Annotated in this window: 14 protein-coding genes and 1 tRNA gene; 3 read left to right on the top strand and 12 right to left on the bottom strand. The window is 71.5% G+C overall.

Going from position 1 to position 16331, the window contains the following annotated elements:
• Positions 1-94: 94 nt before the first annotated feature.
• The 10 genes from GT007_RS10055 to GT007_RS10010 form a co-directional block, all read right to left on the bottom strand.
• Positions 95-1336: a formate dehydrogenase subunit gamma gene (locus GT007_RS10055; protein WP_201451866.1), complete on the bottom strand. Its 1242-nt coding sequence runs from the start codon at positions 1334-1336 to the stop codon at positions 95-97.
• Positions 1336-1932, bottom strand: coding sequence for a formate dehydrogenase FDH3 subunit beta (gene fdh3B, locus GT007_RS10050; protein WP_160121465.1), 597 nt, complete (start codon positions 1930-1932; stop codon positions 1336-1338). Before fdh3B ends, GT007_RS10055 begins: the two co-directional genes overlap by 1 nt.
• A 12-nt stretch (positions 1933-1944) precedes the next feature.
• Positions 1945-4878, bottom strand: coding sequence for a formate dehydrogenase subunit alpha (locus GT007_RS10045; RefSeq protein ID WP_160121464.1), 2934 nt, complete (start codon positions 4876-4878; stop codon positions 1945-1947).
• Between the two features lie 12 nt (positions 4879-4890).
• Positions 4891-5112 (bottom strand): twin-arginine translocation signal domain-containing protein, encoded by a 222-nt coding sequence (locus GT007_RS10040; protein ID WP_160121463.1) that lies wholly within the window; start codon positions 5110-5112, stop codon positions 4891-4893.
• A complete protein-coding gene (locus GT007_RS10035; RefSeq protein ID WP_236571587.1) occupies positions 5109-5927 on the bottom strand; it encodes a molecular chaperone TorD family protein in 819 nt (272 codons plus the stop codon). Before GT007_RS10035 ends, GT007_RS10040 begins: the two co-directional genes overlap by 4 nt.
• Before the next feature lie 157 nt (positions 5928-6084).
• Positions 6085-6723: a DUF3306 domain-containing protein gene (locus GT007_RS10030; protein ID WP_160121461.1), complete on the bottom strand. Its 639-nt coding sequence runs from the start codon at positions 6721-6723 to the stop codon at positions 6085-6087.
• Entirely contained in the window at positions 6716-7225 is a 510-nt protein-coding gene (locus GT007_RS10025; protein ID WP_160121460.1) for a DUF3305 domain-containing protein, read from the bottom strand. Before GT007_RS10025 ends, GT007_RS10030 begins: the two co-directional genes overlap by 8 nt.
• A complete protein-coding gene (locus GT007_RS10020) occupies positions 7222-8244 on the bottom strand; it encodes a DUF6352 family protein (RefSeq protein ID WP_160121459.1) in 1023 nt (340 codons plus the stop codon). Before GT007_RS10020 ends, GT007_RS10025 begins: the two co-directional genes overlap by 4 nt.
• Positions 8241-8771 (bottom strand): DUF6505 family protein, encoded by a 531-nt coding sequence (locus tag GT007_RS10015; RefSeq protein ID WP_236571586.1) that lies wholly within the window; start codon positions 8769-8771, stop codon positions 8241-8243. The genes GT007_RS10020 and GT007_RS10015 overlap by 4 nt, the downstream gene beginning before the upstream one ends.
• A complete protein-coding gene (locus GT007_RS10010) occupies positions 8768-9442 on the bottom strand; it encodes a biotin/lipoate--protein ligase family protein (protein ID WP_160121458.1) in 675 nt (224 codons plus the stop codon). Before GT007_RS10010 ends, GT007_RS10015 begins: the two co-directional genes overlap by 4 nt.
• A 63-nt stretch (positions 9443-9505) precedes the next feature.
• Between GT007_RS10010 and GT007_RS10005 the strand changes: the two genes are divergently transcribed.
• Both GT007_RS10005 and GT007_RS10000 read left to right on the top strand, forming a co-directional pair.
• Positions 9506-11500 (top strand): 4Fe-4S dicluster domain-containing protein, encoded by a 1995-nt coding sequence (locus tag GT007_RS10005; protein ID WP_160121457.1) that lies wholly within the window; start codon positions 9506-9508, stop codon positions 11498-11500.
• Positions 11500-12546 carry a trypsin-like peptidase domain-containing protein gene (locus tag GT007_RS10000; RefSeq protein WP_160121456.1) on the top strand — a complete coding sequence of 349 codons (1047 nt, stop codon included), beginning with the start codon at positions 11500-11502 and terminating at the stop codon, positions 12544-12546. The genes GT007_RS10005 and GT007_RS10000 overlap by 1 nt, the downstream gene beginning before the upstream one ends.
• A 302-nt stretch (positions 12547-12848) precedes the next feature.
• Here GT007_RS10000 and hrpB read toward each other — a convergent pair whose 3' ends face one another.
• Positions 12849-15338: an ATP-dependent helicase HrpB gene (gene hrpB / locus GT007_RS09995; protein WP_160121455.1), complete on the bottom strand. Its 2490-nt coding sequence runs from the start codon at positions 15336-15338 to the stop codon at positions 12849-12851.
• A gap of 119 nt (positions 15339-15457) precedes the next feature.
• Here hrpB and GT007_RS09990 point away from each other — a divergent pair, with 119 nt between their 5' ends.
• Positions 15458-16138 carry an SH3 domain-containing protein gene (locus GT007_RS09990; RefSeq protein WP_160121454.1) on the top strand — a complete coding sequence of 227 codons (681 nt, stop codon included), beginning with the start codon at positions 15458-15460 and terminating at the stop codon, positions 16136-16138.
• 24 nt (positions 16139-16162) lie between these two features.
• Here the strand turns inward: GT007_RS09990 and GT007_RS09985 are convergent.
• Positions 16163-16238 (bottom strand) — tRNA-Ala (locus GT007_RS09985).
• Between the last annotated feature and the right edge of the window lie 93 nt (positions 16239-16331).

The raw sequence follows: 16331 nt of genomic DNA, 5'->3' as shown, positions 1-16331 counted from the left end.
GGGGTTTGGCGAGGAGGTGGAAAAGGCCGAGGGGCGCTGCCCCTCGGCCTTTACGCCCTTGGGGGGGCAGCGCCCCTGGCCTTCGGAGCCAGCCTCAATCGGCCCCCGCCGCCTTCGCCCCCTTGGCCACGGTTTCCCGTGCCTTGGCCAGTTCTTCCTCCACCCACAGGGAGTGGTGGTCGCGCGCCCAGTTGATATCCACCTGGCCGCTGCCCATCGCGTCGAAGGCATGCTCCATGCCCAGGCTGCCGATGTAGATATGCGCCAGCATGGCCGCGATCATCAGCACGCTGATCAGCGAATGCGCCATATGGGCCCATTGCTGGCCTTCGATGTTCGTCACCTGGAACGGGAACACCAGCAGATAGCCGCTGGCCGCGACCAGCCCGCCGCCCAGGATGGTGATCCAGAACACCATCTTCTGGCCCGCGTTGAAGCGCCCGGCGGGCGGGTGGCCCTTGCCGATCAGCCCGCCGCCCTGCTTCAGCCACACGATGTCCAGCTTGGCGGGGATGTTGTCCTTCGCCCACAGCAGCAGCATCAGCACCAGCCCCAGCGTGAAGGGGAAGGCCAGGAAGTTGTGCGCGATCTTGCCCCATTGGCTGAAGGCGGTGAACGCCTCCGGCCCGATCACCGGCAGCAGCAGATGCCGGCCGAAGGTCAGGTTCAGGCCAGAGAGGCCGAGAATGATGAAGCAGCTGGCCACCATCCAGTGGTTCGCGCGCTCGAACACGTTGAAACGCGTGATGGTGCGCCCGGCATAGCCGTGCTCCATGCGGATGCGCCCGCGCGTCAGGTAGAACACGGCCAGGATCGCCAGCATGCCCAGCACCGCGATGCCGCCCACCCAGGCGAGCGTCACGTTGTGGTACTCGCGCCAGGACCGCCCGGCGGGCTGGATCAGGTTCGCCGCGCGCTGGTCGGGGATGCTGACGCGGCCGCTGATGCGCTCACCGCGCAGGGTGGCCATCAGTTCCAGCTCGGACGCATCCTGCTGGCCGCGGTCGGAAAAGGGCATGGGCGCCGGCGCGGCGGGCGCCGGGGTGGGGGCGGCGCTGACCGGCACCTGCGGGGCCACCGGCTGCTGGGCCGGGGTGGTGCGGCCAGGCTCCGTGGTCGCGGGCACCTGGCCCTGGCCGGCGGGGCCACGGCCGGCGCCGGTCTCGGGCACCGGGGCCTGCACCTCGGGCGCGCCGGGGCGCGGCGGCTGGGCCTGCGGCGCCTGGGTGGCGGAGGGGCCGGCCGGCTGGGTGCTGGCAGGCTGCGCCCCAGCCGGAGCAACGGCCGGGGCAGCGGCCAGCGCCGCCAGCAGCGCGTAAGTGGAAAGCCGCATCATCACGCACCCACCGTTTCACGATAGGCCGTGCGCCAGCCCCATGCGCCGGAGCCATAGCCGCGCTTCTGCACGCGTTCCCGATAGATGGTGGCGATCATGTCGCTGTCCCCGGCCAGCAGCGCCTTGGTGCTGCACATCTCGGCGCAGAGCGGCAGCTTGCCTTCCGCGATGCGGTTGGCGCCGTACTGCGTGTATTCCACCAGCGTGTTGTCCGCCTGCGGGCCGCCGGCGCAATAGGTGCATTTGTCCATCTTGCCGCGCCCGCCGAAATTGCCGACGCGCGGATACTGCGGCGCGCCGAACGGGCAGGCGTAGAAGCAATAGCCGCAGCCGATGCACAGGTCCTTGTCGTGCAGCACGATCGCGTCGGCCGTGGTGTAGAAGCACGACACCGGGCAGACCGCCGAGCAGGGCGAATCCGTGCAGTGCATGCACGCCATGGAGATCGAGCGCTCACCCGGCTTGCCGTCATTGATGGTGACGACACGGCGGCGGTTGATGCCCCAGGGCACCTCGTGCTCGTTCTTGCAGGCCGTGACGCAGGCGTTGCACTCGATGCAACGGTCGCTGTCACAGAGGAATTTCATGCGGGCCATGGTCGTTCTTCCTCAAGCCGCCTGGATCTGGCAGAGCGTGACCTTGGTTTCCTGCATGAAGGTCACCGGGTCATAGCCATAGGTCGTGACGGCGTTCACCGATTCACCCAGCACGATGGGGTCGGCACCGGCCGGGTATTTGCCGCGCTGGTCTTCCTGCATGAACCAGCCGGCGAAGTGGAACGGCATCCAGGCCACGCCGCGGCCCACGCGCTCGGTCACCATGGCCTTCACCTTGATGAACTTGCCGGCGGGCATCTCGGGGCCGCGCACCAGCACCCAGCCGCCCTCGCGGATGTTGCGGGCGGCGGCGTCGGCCGGGTTGATCTCCACGAACATGTCCTGCTGCAATTCCGCCAGCCAGCGGTTGGAGCGGGTTTCCTCGCCGCCGCCCTCGTATTCGACCAGCCGGCCGGAGGACAGGATGATCGGATAGTCGCGCGCGACTTCCTTCGACCGGTTCTGCACCGAGACACCCAGATGCGGCAGGCGGAAGCCGCGCCGGTCCGGCAGGGTGGGGTACTGGTCGATCAGGTCCACGCGCGGGGTGTAGATCGGCTCCCGATGGACGGGCACGGGGTCCGGCAGGTTCCAGGCGTTCGCGCGGGCCTTGGCGTTGCCATAGGGCAGGCAGCCATGTTCCATCGCCACGCGGATGATGCCGGCCGACAGATCGGTGGCCCAGGACACGTTGCCGCCGATCCCTTCGATCACGGCCTTTTCCTGCGCCGTCAGCTCATCGTACCAGCCCAGGCGCCGCAGCACCTGCACGGTGAATTCCGGATAGCCGTCGGTCAGCTCGGAACCCTTGGAGTAGCTGCCCTCGGCCAGCAGGGTCTTGCCCTCGCGCTCCACGCCGAAGCGGGCGCGGAAGGTGCCGCCGCCTTCCTTCACGTGCAGGTTGGTGTTGTACAGGATGTGGGTGCCGGGGTGCCGCATCTCGGGCGTGCCCCAGCAGGGCCAGGGCAGGCCGTAGAAATCGCCGCGGATGGCTTCCGGCGCGTCGGGCTTGGCGCGCAGCGTCACCAGGTCGAACTGGTCCTGGTGCTGCATGTGCAGCTTCAGCCGCTCCGGGCTCACGCCCGAATAGCCGGTGCTGAGCGAGCCGTAGTTGATCTCCCGTAGCAGGCCCTCGGCGGTGGGTTCGCCGTCCTTGATCTCCAGGTTCTTGAACATGTCGTTCTTGAACCGCACGGTCATGTTCCGCCGCTCGGCCGCCACGTCCAGCGCGCCGGCCAGGTCGTACATCACGCGATAGTCGGTGCGCGATTCGAAGATCGGCTTCACCACCTGGCTGCCCCACTGGATGGAGCGGTTGGAGGAGGTGCGGCTGCCGTTCGTCTCGAACTGCGTGGACATCGGCAGCAGATAGGTGTTGTCGCGCCGGTTGCTGAGTGCCGCGAAGGTGGTCGGGTGCGGGTCCGCCACCACCAGCAGGTCCAGCGCGTCCAGGCCCTTCACGGCCTCGGGCATGCGCGTCACGGTGTTGCCGCCATGGCCGAACACCACCATCGCCTTCAGCCGGTCGCGCTGCTGGATCTGGTCCTTCGGCAGGGTGATGGCGTCGAAATAGCGGGTGGTCGGGATGCCGGGGGTGGTCATCATCGCCGGGCTGTCGAAGCGCGCGACGAGGCTTTCGTAGGACACGCCCCAGACGCGGGCCCAATGCCGCCACGCGCTCTCATCCAGCCCGTAATAGCCAGGCAGGCTGGTGACATCGAGGCCGAAATCGGTGGCGCCCTGCACGTTGCAGTGGCCACGGAAGATGTTGGCCCCAGTGCCCGGCTTGCCGACATTTCCGGTGGCCAGCAGCAGGATGGAATAGGCGCGCACATTGGCGGTGCCCACCGTCTTCTGCGTGGCGCCCATGCACCAGATCAGGGTGGAGGGCTTCTGGGTGGCGAACATCTCCGCCACCTTGCGCAGCTGCGCGCCCGGCACGCCGGTCACACGCTCCACCTCGGCCGGGTTCCACTTCGCCACCTCGGCGCGGACATCGTCCATGCCATACACGCGCTGGGCGATGAATTCCTTGTCTTCCCAGTTGTTCTGGAAGATGTGCCACAGCATGCCCCAGATGATGGGGATGTCGGTGCCCGGGCGGATGCGCATGTATTCGGTGGCGTGCGCCGCCGTGCGGGTGAAGCGCGGGTCGATGACGATCAGGTTGGAGCGGTTGATCTCCTTGCCCGACAGGATGTGCTGCAACGACACCGGGTGCGCTTCCGCCGGGTTGCCGCCCATGATGATCATGGTCTTGGCGTTGCGGATGTCGTTGTAGCTGTTCGTCATCGCGCCATAGCCCCAGGTGTTCGCAACACCCGCGACCGTGGTGGAATGGCAGATGCGCGCCTGGTGATCGACGCTGTTGGTGCCCCAGAAGGCCGCCAGCTTGCGGTACAGATAGGCGCCCTCATTGCTGAACTTGGCGCTGCCCAGCCAGAAGACGGAATCGGGGCCGGAGGCCTGGCGCACGGCCATCAGCTTGTCCGCGATCTCGCTGATCGCGGTGTCCCAGCTCAGGCGCTGCCACTGCCCGCCCACCAGCTTCATCGGATACTTCACGCGGCGGTCGCCGTGCACCAGCTCGCGCACGGAGGCACCCTTGGCGCAGTGCGTGCCGCGGTTGATCGGGCTGTCCCAGCTGGGCTCCTGGCCGACCCACACGCCGTTCTGCACCTCGGCCGTCACGGTGCAGCCGACCGAGCAATGGGTGCAGACGTTCTTGATGCGCTGCACGGGCTGGGAATGGTCCAGCACGCCCGAACCGGCGCCGACCGCCTGGGCCATGCGCGGCTTCAGCCCCGCGAGGCCCGCCAGCCCCGCGCTGGCGACACCCGCCTGCTTGAGGAAGCCGCGCCGGTCCAGCGCGCCGGCCGACAGGCCCTGATAGGCGGAGGCGAGGCGCTGCTTCGCGGCCTTGCCGTCACTGCGCTTGATGAGCATGGGCGGGCCTCCTCAGTACCGGTTCGTGCGGTAGAAAGCCTGCACGTCGGGGCTGTTGGGGTTGTAGCGGGCGGCCACGCGCTGGGCCGGGTTTTCCTTGCGGGCCTCGGCGCCGGGCACGCTGTCGGCGCGTTGCGCCAAGGCGCTGTCGGCCACCACGGCGGCGGCGGTGCCGATGCCCAGCACCTTCAGGAAGCCGCGGCGCTCGTCCTTGGGTTTTTCGGCTTGGCTCATGGCGTGGCTCCGGTTTCGGCGGGCAAGGCTGCCGCCGCGTTCTCGATATCCAGCAGCGCGCGGCCGAAGCCGCCCACCGCCCGGTAGAAATCCGCGCGCTGGCTCGCCAGCAGGTCGGCGAACAGGCGGCCGGCCCAGGGGCGGATGTGCTTCGCGGAAAATTCGTCGGGACCCATGCCGGGGATGGCGGCGATGTCGCCGCGCAGCAGCCCGGCCATCGTCTCGCAGGCGAAGGCGATGTGATCCTCGGGCTCCGGCACGCCATCCAGGCGCCGCACGCCCAGCGCCTCCAGCGTGGCGCGCAGTTCGGCCAGCGGGCGTTCGTGCAGGAAGCCGGTCAGGTAGTAGCTGGCATAGGGCAGGATCTCGCCCCGGCCGACGCCGATGAACAGGTCGAAATACTCGCGCTCCAGCGCGCGGGGGCTGGCGTTGCGCGCGGCGGCGGCGAGTTCGCCGATGGCCTGGCCGATCGCGCTTTCCCCACCCTGCAGCAGGCCCACCTGGCGCAACAGGGCGCGGTCGGGCTCACCCGCCAGCAGCGCGCCCAGCAAGGCGAAGGCGCCGGCGCGGTTTTCCGTCACGGCATCAGCCTCGGGGGTGCCGTCGGCGGGGCTGGGCCACAGGTCGGGGCGCAGGATGTGGCGGGGAACGCCGGTCAGGGCCTCGATTTCCGGGGCACGCTCGGCCGGGATGCCCTGCTGCTTCCACACGAAGACCGTGCGGCGGGAGATCCCCACCTTGGCCTGGAAGGCGTCGATGCCGCCGGCGGCGGCCACGGCGGCGTCGGTCCCGATCTGATATGACTGCGTGTCCACCCGGGATTCAGTGCAATATCTTTGCACAGAGGTCAAGAATCGGTGCAGTTTCATTGCACTGCACAAGATGATCCAGTTAATTGATAATGATTATTAACTGCAATTACTGTCGGGGAGGCTCATTCCTCATTTTGCTGATGGTAGAGCAGGTTGGCCCCTACTCCGGCAGCGCCCCGCCATGGCGGCGGCGCACCGGCACCGGCCGGGGCTCGGCGGGTTCGGGTGAAAAAGCCGGGGGCTCGGGGGGCTCGGGCTCGGCTTCCGGGGGGGAAAGCCGCACGGGTTCTGTCATCTCAGGGGGCATCTCAGGGGGTTCCGGCGCTTCCTCCGGCATATGTTCCGACTGCGTAATTTCCTCGCCGCGGGCCTTCGCGGCCTCGGCGTCGAATTCCTCCAGCTTGCCGATGGCATGGGCCAGCAGGCGCTTGGCATCCCCGCCCAGGGTCAGCGCGAAGCCCGGCACGCCATCCGGCGCGTTGAAGTCCCAGGCATAATCCGCCGGGCCGACAAAATCCCGGATCACCGGGTCCAGGCTCCAGGCGCGACGCATCGCCAGGCGCTTCAGGGCCTCCGGCACGCCCTTTTGCAGGAACTGGGCGAAATCGCTCTCGGCCGTCAGGGTCTCGATATCCGGCAGGGTGGCGGGGTCGAACTCGGGCTCCGGCGCTGCCTCGGCCACCGGCTCGGGCGCCGGGACCGCCACGGCGGCCCGCGGTTCCGGCTTCGGTTCCGGCTCCGCCACCTCCACCCCCCGCTTGCGGCGGGACCAGCGGGACAGGAAGCTGTCCTCACTCATCGTCCAGGTCCATCACGCGCCGGCCCAGCGCCTCCGGGTCCGCCCGGTCGCGCTTGCGCTTGAAGAACTGGCGTTCCTGGTGATGGCGCGCGACGAAGGCCCGCATGGCCCCCAGCAGCGGCGCGGGCAGGGCCAGGGATTCCAGCTGGTCCTGGCCCACATCGGCGAACAGATGCGCCTCCCCCGGGTCCACCGTCACCTTCTGCAGCAGCATGCCGGGCGCGGCCTCGGTGGGGCGCAGCACCACCCAGATGCGCGGGTCCGGCGCTTCGATATTGTGCTTCAGGTTGTCGGTCTCGGTGCGGAAGAATTCCAGCTCCGCCGTGCCGGCGAAGAAGCGGGTGGTGCCGTCCTCCTCATGCAGCACGGTCCAGGGGGCCAGCTCCGGCGGGTCCAGCAGCACGTCGGTCACGGCCCAGACATGGTCGGCCCAGCGGCTGGTGGCCGGGCGGCGTTCCGCCAGCACGCCCACCAGGATGCTGGCATGCGGGGGAACGCTCATTGCACCGCTTCCAGCGGCAGGCCGGTGACCAGGTTCTGCGGCTTCATCCTGATCACCTGGGCCTTGTCCATCGCCAGCGCCAGATAGCAGGGCTTGCCATGCTGCTTTTTCAGCACCCGGCTTTCATCATCGAAGCGCAGCACCCCCAGCCACATGATGCGCGCGAGGTCCGCCTGGGGCACCTTCTTCCCCTCCCACAGCCCGTTGGCGATGCGCGTGGCCTCCGCATCCAGCCCCACATGCCAGGACCAGTGGGCGTCCTCGATGACCGCGGCGGGGGTGATGCTGACCGCCAGGCCCAGCACATGGCCCAGGAAGCGTTCCAACGCGCGGGCCAGGGCCGCCTGGCCGTCGCGCCCCTCCGCGATGTCCAGCGCGAAATCATGCGCGTCCGACCGCGCCCAGTATTGCGGCGCGCTGGCGTCGGACATCACGTCCAGCTCCACCTCGCGCGGGGCGGCCCCGGCCTCGGTCAGCAGGCGGCCGAGCGCGCCCAGGTCGCCATCGGCGGCGCGGGCGTCCACGATCTCCTGGTCGGCCAGCAGCGTGGCGCCCTGGGTGATGGCCACGCGCTGCGGGCGGAACAGAACCTCCCCCGCGCGCAGGATGTGCGGGTCGGTCACGCCCTCCAGCGCCGCACGGGCGACCAGATGCGTCAGCATCTGCAGGAAGATCGGCGGCACGCCCGCCACCCCCTCCCGGAACAGGGCGCACCAGGCGGCCTCGATGCTGGCATGGCGCAGCACGCGGTCGCGGAAGGCCAGGAACACCTCCCAATTCTCCCGCGCGTCGGGGTCAGCGAGCGCCGCCGGGCTGGCCTGGGCCAGCGGGTCCGCCAGCAGCGCCGCGTGCAGGGCGCGCTCGGCGTCGCAGGCTTCCTCGGGCGGCACCAGCTCCGGCCGGGCCAGGAAGGCGCGCCACAGGTCGGGCGTGGGCAGCAGGCGCCCGTCCGCGTCGCGGTCGCACAGGTGATGGCCGGAGGCGATCCAGAAATCGCCGGGGGCAAGGGTGAGGCTCATAGCTTGGTCAGGTCCGGGTGTTCCACGGCTTCGTCCACCTCGGCGATCGCGAAGACGGGCAGGCTGTGCATGGGCCCGCGCGGGGGTTCGGCGCGGCGGTGCAGGGTGCGGAAGCGCTCCCGCACCTCCCCGCCCTCCATGCCGCGTTCCAGCGCCAGCACGGTGCCAGGGGCGTGGTCCTGGCACAGGGTCTCGGCGAAGCCGATCTCCTCGGCGGCGGCGGCCCCGGCGGCGGCCAGGTCCGGCGCGCCATAGGCCGTGTGGATATGCGCGGCCAGCGCGGCCAGGGCGGCGGCGCGCTGTTCGGCGGTCGCGGCCACCACCTCCACCAGCGTGGACCAGCCGAAGCTGGCCAGCCCCAGGAAGCCGGCGCGGAAGGCCTGGCGGCGCTTGCCCTGCAGGGTCGCCTCCGTGTCGTCCCAGAAGCAGAAGCCCCCGGGCACGGCCCATTCCCCCGGCTCGGCGGCGGCGGGGAAGATCAGCGTGTCCGACAGGTCGAGGCGGAGGGTGCGGGGCAGATGCGTCACAATGGCACCACCTCTCGCACGCCGTCGCGTTCCAGCACCAGCCCGCCGGTGGCGGGGTCGATGCCGCGCTTTTCCCCCGCATGGTCCAGCAGGCGGGCCAGCAGGTTGCGGAACGCCTTGTGCGGGCCGCGCGCCTGCCACTCATCCAGCCCGGAGAGGAAATGCCGCGCCCAGGCATCGGTCACGGCCAGGGCGTCCACATCGTCATAGCCTTCCTCGGCCAGGGCGGTTTCGCCGGGCAGCAGGCCGGATTCATGGCCGGGCGGGAAGGCCAGACGGCATTCGAACCCCACCACCAGCCAGTCCGGCACCTCCCCGGGCGCGCAGGGGGCGGCCAGCATGCGCAGCCGGCCCACCAGCCCCTGGTTCAGCACCACCCCGCCATCCCAACGCAGTTCCACCGGCAATTCGGGCGGGCCCAGCACCACCAGCGCGTCGGCCAGGGCGTTCGCGGCCACGTGGCGGGCGATCCGCGCCTGCGCCAGCGGCATGTCGGGTTCCAGCACCACCGCCACCTCCGCCCGCGCGGCGGAGCGCACGAAACACAGCGTGCCCGCCCCGCGTGAGGGCGCGGGCGGCCCTTCCTCCGGCGCCAGGCCGGCGGCCGTCAGCAGCGCATCCTGCCCCTCTCGCAAGGGCACGGGGCGGAAAAGGCTGGGCAGTTGCAACATGGGTCCCTGTTCCCGAGGCCAGGCCAGCCCGATATAGGCAGCGGTCTCAGCCCTGGAAACCACATGACCCGGATCGCCTTCATTTGCAGTTGCGAGGACACGATGGAGCCGGAGCTGGCCACCATCAGACGCGGCTGCCCGGGGGTGGAACTGCGCGGCGCCGAGCATCTGTGCCGTTCCCAGCTCGACCGCTTCCAGGCGGCGCTGGAGGAAGGCCGGCCCATCACCGTCGCCTGCACCCAGGAAGCCCCGGTCTTCGAGCAGGAGGCGGAGGAGAGCGAGGCCGACATCACCTTCGTCAACATCCGCGAACAGGCGGGCTGGGCGAAGGAGGGGCGGGCGGCCTCGGCCAAGATGGCGGCGCTGCTGGCCATGGCGCAGGTGCCCATGCCCTCCACCCCCGTGCTGGGGCTGGAAAGCCAGGGCGTGTGCCTGGTGCTGGGCCGCGACGAGGCCGCCATCCAGGCCGCCACCCGCCTGGCGGATACGCTGGACATCACCCTGCTGCTGACCGGGCAGGAGGAAGTGCAGCCGCCCCGCGCCACGCCCTTTCCCATCCTGGCCGGGCGCGTGGCGCAGGCCACCGGGTGGCTGGGGCAGTTCGAGCTGGTGGTGAATGGCTATGCGGCGCCCATCCCGTCCTCCCGCGCCAGCTTCCGCTGGGGGCAGGCCAAGGATGGCGCGCGCAGCCGCTGCGACATCGTGCTGGACCTGACCGGCGGCACGCCGCTGTTCCATGAAACCCGCGAGGGCTATCTGCGCGCCGACCCCGCCAACCCGGCCGCGGTGCTGGAGGCGGTGCTGCGCGCGCAATCCCTGGTCGGCACCTTCGAGAAGCCGCGCTTCGTCACCTTCACCGAGAACCTCTGCGCCCATGCGCGTAACCGGCGCACCGCCTGCACCCGCTGCCTGGATGTCTGCCCGACCGGCGCCATCACCCCGGGCAAGGACAGCGTGGCGATCTCGGCCGAGATCTGCGCCGGCTGCGGTTCCTGCGCCGCCGTCTGCCCGACCGGGGCCGCGCGCTATGCCCTGCCGCCGGCCGAGGCGGTGGGCGCGCGCATCCGCGCGGCGCTGACGGCCTTCCGCGCGGCCGGCGGCGAGCACCCGGTGCTGCTGTTCCACGCCGAACAGGGCGAGGCGCTGATCGACGCGCTGGCCCGCCATGGCGACGGGCTGCCGGCCCGCGTCATCCCGGTGCGGGTGAATGAGGTGACGCAGATCGACCTGTCCATCCTGGCCGCCGCCACCGCCTGGGGCGCCGCCGGGCTGCGCCTGCTGCTGCCCGCCCGCAGGCCGGAGGGGGCCGAGGGCGTGCTGCGCAATATCGAGACGCTGAACGCCGTCACCCGGGGCCTTGGCCTCGGCGAACGCGCGGCGGCGATCGAGACGGACGACCCGTTCTCGGTGGGTGAGGCGCTGGCGGGGTTGCGGCTGAAGGCGCTGTGGAAGCCCGACGAATCCCTGCCGCTCGGCGCCCCGCGAGAGGTGGCGCTGCGCGCGCTGCGGGCGCTGCATGTGGCCAGCGGCAGCGCCATCCCCACCCTGCCCCTGCCGGCGCTGGCGGGCTTCGGCGCGGCCCAGGTGAAGGCCGAGGACTGCACCCTGTGCCTGGCCTGCACCATGGTCTGCCCGGTCGGCGCCTTCCGCGCCAACCCGGACCGGCCGGAGCTGACCTTCCTGGAGGATGCCTGCGTGCAGTGCGGCCTGTGCGCCGCCACCTGCCCGGAGAAGGTGATCACCCTGGAACCCCGCCTGAACTTCGCCCCCGAGGCGCGCGAGCCGCAATTGGTGAAGCGCGAGGAACCCATGCCCTGCAACCGCTGCGGCAAGCCCTTCGGCACCCGCAGCAGCGTGGAGCGGGTGAAGCGGAAGCTCTCGGCCAGCGGCCACTGGATGTTCCAGAACCCCAAGCACCTGGCGGTGCTGGAGCTGTGTGAGGATTGCCGCGTGATCGAGGCGACATTGGGGGGCATCGACCCCTATGCCGGCACCACGCGCCCCGAGACCCGGACGACGGAGGATTACCTCCGCGACGGAGAGGAGACGAAGCATTGATGTTCCGCCGCGCCGTTTTCGCCGCCCTGCTGCTGGCCAGCACCGCGGCCCTGGCCCACCACGCCTTGGCCCAGGACCAGCCCGGTTTCCGGGTGGTGAACCGCACCGGGCAGGACGCCACGGGCCTGTTCGCCGTGCGCACCCCGCGCGGCAATGGGGGCGACTGGGGCAATTCCCTGCTGACGCCGGGCCGCCCGCTGCCGCCCAATGCCGGCTTCCGCGTGACGCCGACCGATGCCGCCGCCTGCCGCTTCGACCTGCGGCTGGTGCTGGCCGATGGGCGGGAATCGGTGCTGCGCAACCAGGATGTCTGCGCCAACCGCACCCTGGAACCGCGTGAGGCCGCGGCCCCCCAGCCGCCCGCCGCGCCCCCCGCCAATGCCCGCCCCGCCGAGCCCAATCGCAACGCCCAGCGCGTGTCCACCGGCAGCGGCTTCATGGCCGCGCCCGAGCGGGTGATGACCAATGAGCATGTGGTGAACGGCTGCAACCGCATCATCGTGCGCACGCCCGAGGGCCGCTGGCTGGCCGCCGTGCCGCCCGCACGGGTGGATGCGCAGATGGATCTGGCGCTGCTGACCGTGCCGGGGCTGAACGCGCCGGTGCTGTCCTTCCGCGCCGCCCCCGCCCTGCGACGCGGGGATGGGGTGATCGCCTATGGCTTCCCGCTGGCGGGGCTGCTGTCCTCCGACCCCAAGCTGACGCGGGGCGAGGTGAACGGGCTGGCCGGGCTGGGTGACAACCAGAACCAGATCCAGATCTCGGCCGAGGTGCAGCCGGGCAATTCCGGCGGGCCGCTGCTGGACATGCACGGCCACCTGGTGGGCGTGGTGGTGGCCAAGCTGAACGCGCAGCGCGTGGCCGAACGCACGGGCGACATCGCCCAGAACGTGAACTTCGCGGTGCGGCTGGAAGCGGCGCTGAACTTTTTGCAGCGCGCGCAGATCACGCCGCAGCGGGCCGAAAGCCGGGGGGCGGAGATGAGCGCGGCCGATGTGGGCGATGTGGCGCACCGGTCCACCATGTTCATCCGGTGCGAGCGATAGGGGAAGCATCCGGGGGCTTTGCCCCCTGGCCCCCAGTCAGGGGCTCTGCCCCTGACGACCCCGCCCCAAACCGTGGGGCGAAGTCCCACACCCCAGGGGCCGAAAGGCCCTTGGAACCCATCGGATTGGCGCCTCACCTTGCCATATTGAGCGCCATTTTCATTATAAAAATCAACAAGAAACGCCCTTCCAAGGTGTAGCGCTAAACTGATCTAGGTCCAGGACCGAGCACGGTCCTGGCGGGGGTCCAGGGGGCAGCGCCCCCTGGTGGGGGGCCTGGGGGGGCGAAGCCCCCTCCCCTTTCACCGCCTCGGCTTCTCCGGCGGGGGCTGCGCTGTCGCCGGGTTTTCCGGCCAGTCGTGCTTCGGATAGCGCCCGCGCATGTCCTTGCGCGCATCCAGCCAGCCCCCGGCCCAGAACCCCGCCAGATCGGCCGTGATGGCGATCGGCCGGCCCGCCGGGCTCAGCAGCGCGATGTGCAGCGGCACCCGCCCGCCCGCCAGCTTCGGCGTGGCGGTCATGCCGTACAGGTGCTGGGCGCGGGCCTCCAGGCGAGGGATTTCGTGCGTGTAGTCCAGCCCGGCGCTGCGCCCGGCCAGCAGGGGCAGGCGGGTGGGCAGGTCCTTGTCCAGCGCGCGGCGCTGCTCCTGGCTCAGCATGCCGGCCAGCAGGTTGTGGGTGTCCAGGCCGCGCAGCTCCGACAGCTTGGTCATGCCGCCCAGCCACACCGGCAGCCACTCCCGCGCCGTGGCGGCCAGGGTGGCGGTCGAGAGGTCGGGCCAGGCCGCGCCATCCAGCGCGCGCATCCGCGCCACCCGGGCCTGCAGCTGGCGGGTGCTCTCGGCCCAGTCCAGGTCGCGCAGCTCGCGCTCGGCGGCGGCCTGGGCCAGGGCCTCAGCCAGGGCGGCGGGGTCGGGGTTGGGGCTGGGCGTGTCCTCCAGCACCAGGGGGCCGAACAGGCGGCGGCGGCGGGCGGAGACACTGCCGGTGCGCGCATCCAGCACGGCGCCTTCCTGCCAGCGCAGGCGCTCGGGGAAGCGGGCCTCCAGCAGAGCCAGATCCAGGGGCGCGGCCATGCGGATGCGGGCCTCGGTGCCCGCCAGCTCCAGCTCGGCCACGGCCAGCAGGGGGGCCTTGCGCAGCGGGTCATTGGCCAGGGTGCGGGCGCCGGGGCCCGGGGCGCCGCCATAGGCATCCAGCCCAGCCAGGCGGAACGCCCCCTCCATCACGCCGCGCCGGGCGGCGATGCGGTCCGGGAAGCCCGCGGCGAGCAAAGGCCCGGCCTCCCCCCCCGGCAGCGCGCGGGATGACAGGCCGAGGCGCCGGCGGTGCTGCTCGGCGGAGCGGCGGATGCGCGACAGGGTGGCGCGGTCGGCATGCGGGTGGTCCATGCCGTGCAGCAATTCCAGCCGCTGGGCGATGTCGGCCGGGGCCTCGCGGTCGCGGATGGGGTCGCGTTCCTCCAGCAGCGCGGCCAGGTCGGCGGCCAGGGCGCGTTCGCCCTCATCGCGCGCGGCCAGCATCATGCGGGCGAAGCGCGGATGGGTGCCGAGGCGGGCCATGCGGCGGCCCATCTCGGTGATGCGGCCCTGGGCGTCCAGCGCATCCAGCGCGCGCAGCACGGCGCGCGCGGCGGCGAAGGTGCCGGCGGGCGGCTGGTCCAGCAAGGGCAGGTCGGCGGGGGTGGAGCCCCAGGCCGCGCAATCCAGCGCGAAGGAGGCCAGCTCGGCCTCCAGCATCTCGGGCTTTTCCTGCTGCGGCAGGCCGCGGTGCAGCGCCTCGGTCCAGAGGCGATAGGCCACGCCGGGTTCCGTGCGGCCGGCGCGGCCCGCGCGCTGTTCGGCCGCCGCGCGGCTGATGCGCTGGGTGGTCAGGCGCGACAGGCCCGAGGCCGGGTCGAGGCGCGGCGCGCGGCGGAAGCCGCCATCCACCACGATGCGCACACCCGGCACGGTCAGGCTGGTCTCCGCGATCGAGGTCGCCAGCACCACCTTGCGGCGGGGCCCGGGGGTCAGGGCGCGGTCCTGCTCGGCGGGGGGCAGTTCGCCATGCAGGGGCAGCACATCCACGTCGAGCCCGCCCAGCCGCTCGGCGGTGCGGCGGATCTCGCCCCAGCCGGGCAGGAAGGCCAGCACGTCGCCGGGATGGGTGCGCAGCGCCTCGCGGATGGTGCCCGCCATGGCATCGGGCAGTTCGCGGGCGTCCTTGAGTTCGCGCGGGCGGTGGAAGACCTCGACCGGATAGGCGCGGCCCATGCTCTCGATCATCGGCGCGCCCAGCAGGCCCGCGAAGGCGCCGCCATCCAGGGTCGCGGACATGGCGATCAGCCGCAGCTCCGGCCGCAGGCTGCGTTGCAGATCCAGGCACAAGGCAAGGGCCAGGTCGGTGTCCAAATGGCGCTCATGCGCCTCGTCGAACAGCACGGCGGCCACGCCATCCAGCCCGGGGTCGGATTGCAGGCGGCGGACCAGCAGGCCCTCCGTCACCACCTCGATGCGCATATCGGGGCCGGAGACGCGGTCGAGCCGGGTGGCTAGGCCCACGCGCTCGCCCAGCTTCTCGCCCAGCAGTTCCGCGATGCGGCGCGCGGCGGCACGGGCGGCGACGCGCCGGGGTTCCAGCACCAGGATGCGCCCGCCGGCCACCCAGGGCTGGTCCAGCAGCGCGATGGGCACCAGCGTGGTCTTGCCCGCGCCCGGGGGTGCCACCAGCACGGCGGCGGAACCGGCGTTCAGCGTGGCGAGCAGGCCCGGCAGGGCCTCATGGATCGGCAGATGGGGTTCGGGGAGCATGGGTGGCCCGGTATCGCGGGCACGGCGCGCCCTGGCAAGCCAGCCAAGGATGGCATGGCGGGACGCGGCATTTCGACAGGCGCGCGGCAACGCCGCCCGGGCATCCGCGTTACCATGACATGCGTGCCATCCTCGCCCTCTCCGCCGTCATCGCCTGCGCCGCGTGCAACGAGCAGGGCGCGGCCGCGCCCTCAGGCCGGGAGGCGGCGGCGAAGGCGGCCGTGGACACGGCGCTGCAGGCCCGGCTGCGGGTGCCGGGCACACAGCGGCGGGGCGTCCAGGTCTTCGGGCAGGCCATGCCGGGCACCCTGGCGGTCTGCGGCCGCTCGACGGTGGCCGGCGGGACGGACGCACCCTATGTGCCCTATGTCGCCGTCGTGTCCTTCACCGGGGAGGCGCCACGGGTGACGAACCTCGTCCTCGGCGCGACGGGCCCGGAGGCCTCCCGCGTGTTCCTGGAAATGACGGATCGCTGTTTCGAGGGCGGCGGCCCCGCGAGCGCGCGGGTGATGGCGCGCAACTTCCCGCCCCTGCCCTCCCCCGGCGCGCCGGATGCCGAGCCCGCGGCGCAAGCCGCCGCGGCCCCGCCCGAACCCGCGCGGCCGATCGGGACGGTCACCGTCTCCTCACGCGGGGCGGCGAACCTGCGCAGCGCGACGCGCGGCGGCGAGGTGATCCGCACCCTTCCCGCCTCCAGCACGCTCGAGGTGATCGGCGAGGCGCCGGGCGGCTGGTACCAGGTGGGTGAGCGCGGCACGCCCATCGGCTGGGTGCACGCATCGGTGCTCGAAGCGCGCTGATTGTCGGGAGAAGGGGAGAGGACCTGGTGGAGCTGAGGGGAATCGAACCCCTGGCCTCGTCATTGCGAACGACGCGCTCTCCCAACTGAGCTACAGCCCCGTCCAGGTGGCGGGTGTGTGCCCGGGGTGCGGGGGGAAGTCAAGCGGGGGGTGCGCGCTTGCTTGTAGGGCGCCCAATCCCTAGTTTCCGCAC

Source organism: Rhodovarius lipocyclicus (assembly GCF_009900765.1).
In the GTDB taxonomy this organism is placed as follows: Bacteria; Pseudomonadota; Alphaproteobacteria; order Acetobacterales; family Acetobacteraceae; genus Rhodovarius; species Rhodovarius lipocyclicus.
Note: the sequence above shows the minus strand (reverse complement) of the source record. Positions and strands in the feature narration are given on the sequence as shown.

Coding starts and splice junctions, on each gene's coding strand:
- GT007_RS10030 (WP_160121461.1), bottom strand. CDS start 6,723: ATGAGTGAGGACAGCTTCCTGTCCCGCTGGTCCCGCCGCAAGCGGGGG.
- GT007_RS10025 (WP_160121460.1), bottom strand. CDS start 7,225: ATGAGCGTTCCCCCGCATGCCAGCATCCTGGTGGGCGTGCTGGCGGAA.
- GT007_RS09990 (WP_160121454.1), top strand. CDS start 15,458: ATGCGTGCCATCCTCGCCCTCTCCGCCGTCATCGCCTGCGCCGCGTGC.
- GT007_RS10010 (WP_160121458.1), bottom strand. CDS start 9,442: ATGTTGCAACTGCCCAGCCTTTTCCGCCCCGTGCCCTTGCGAGAGGGG.
- hrpB (WP_160121455.1), bottom strand. CDS start 15,338: ATGCTCCCCGAACCCCATCTGCCGATCCATGAGGCCCTGCCGGGCCTG.
- GT007_RS10040 (WP_160121463.1), bottom strand. CDS start 5,112: ATGAGCCAAGCCGAAAAACCCAAGGACGAGCGCCGCGGCTTCCTGAAG.
- GT007_RS10005 (WP_160121457.1), top strand. CDS start 9,506: ATGACCCGGATCGCCTTCATTTGCAGTTGCGAGGACACGATGGAGCCG.
- GT007_RS10045 (WP_160121464.1), bottom strand. CDS start 4,878: ATGCTCATCAAGCGCAGTGACGGCAAGGCCGCGAAGCAGCGCCTCGCC.
- fdh3B (WP_160121465.1), bottom strand. CDS start 1,932: ATGGCCCGCATGAAATTCCTCTGTGACAGCGACCGTTGCATCGAGTGC.
- GT007_RS10055 (WP_201451866.1), bottom strand. CDS start 1,336: ATGATGCGGCTTTCCACTTACGCGCTGCTGGCGGCGCTGGCCGCTGCC.
- GT007_RS10000 (WP_160121456.1), top strand. CDS start 11,500: ATGTTCCGCCGCGCCGTTTTCGCCGCCCTGCTGCTGGCCAGCACCGCG.
- GT007_RS10020 (WP_160121459.1), bottom strand. CDS start 8,244: ATGAGCCTCACCCTTGCCCCCGGCGATTTCTGGATCGCCTCCGGCCAT.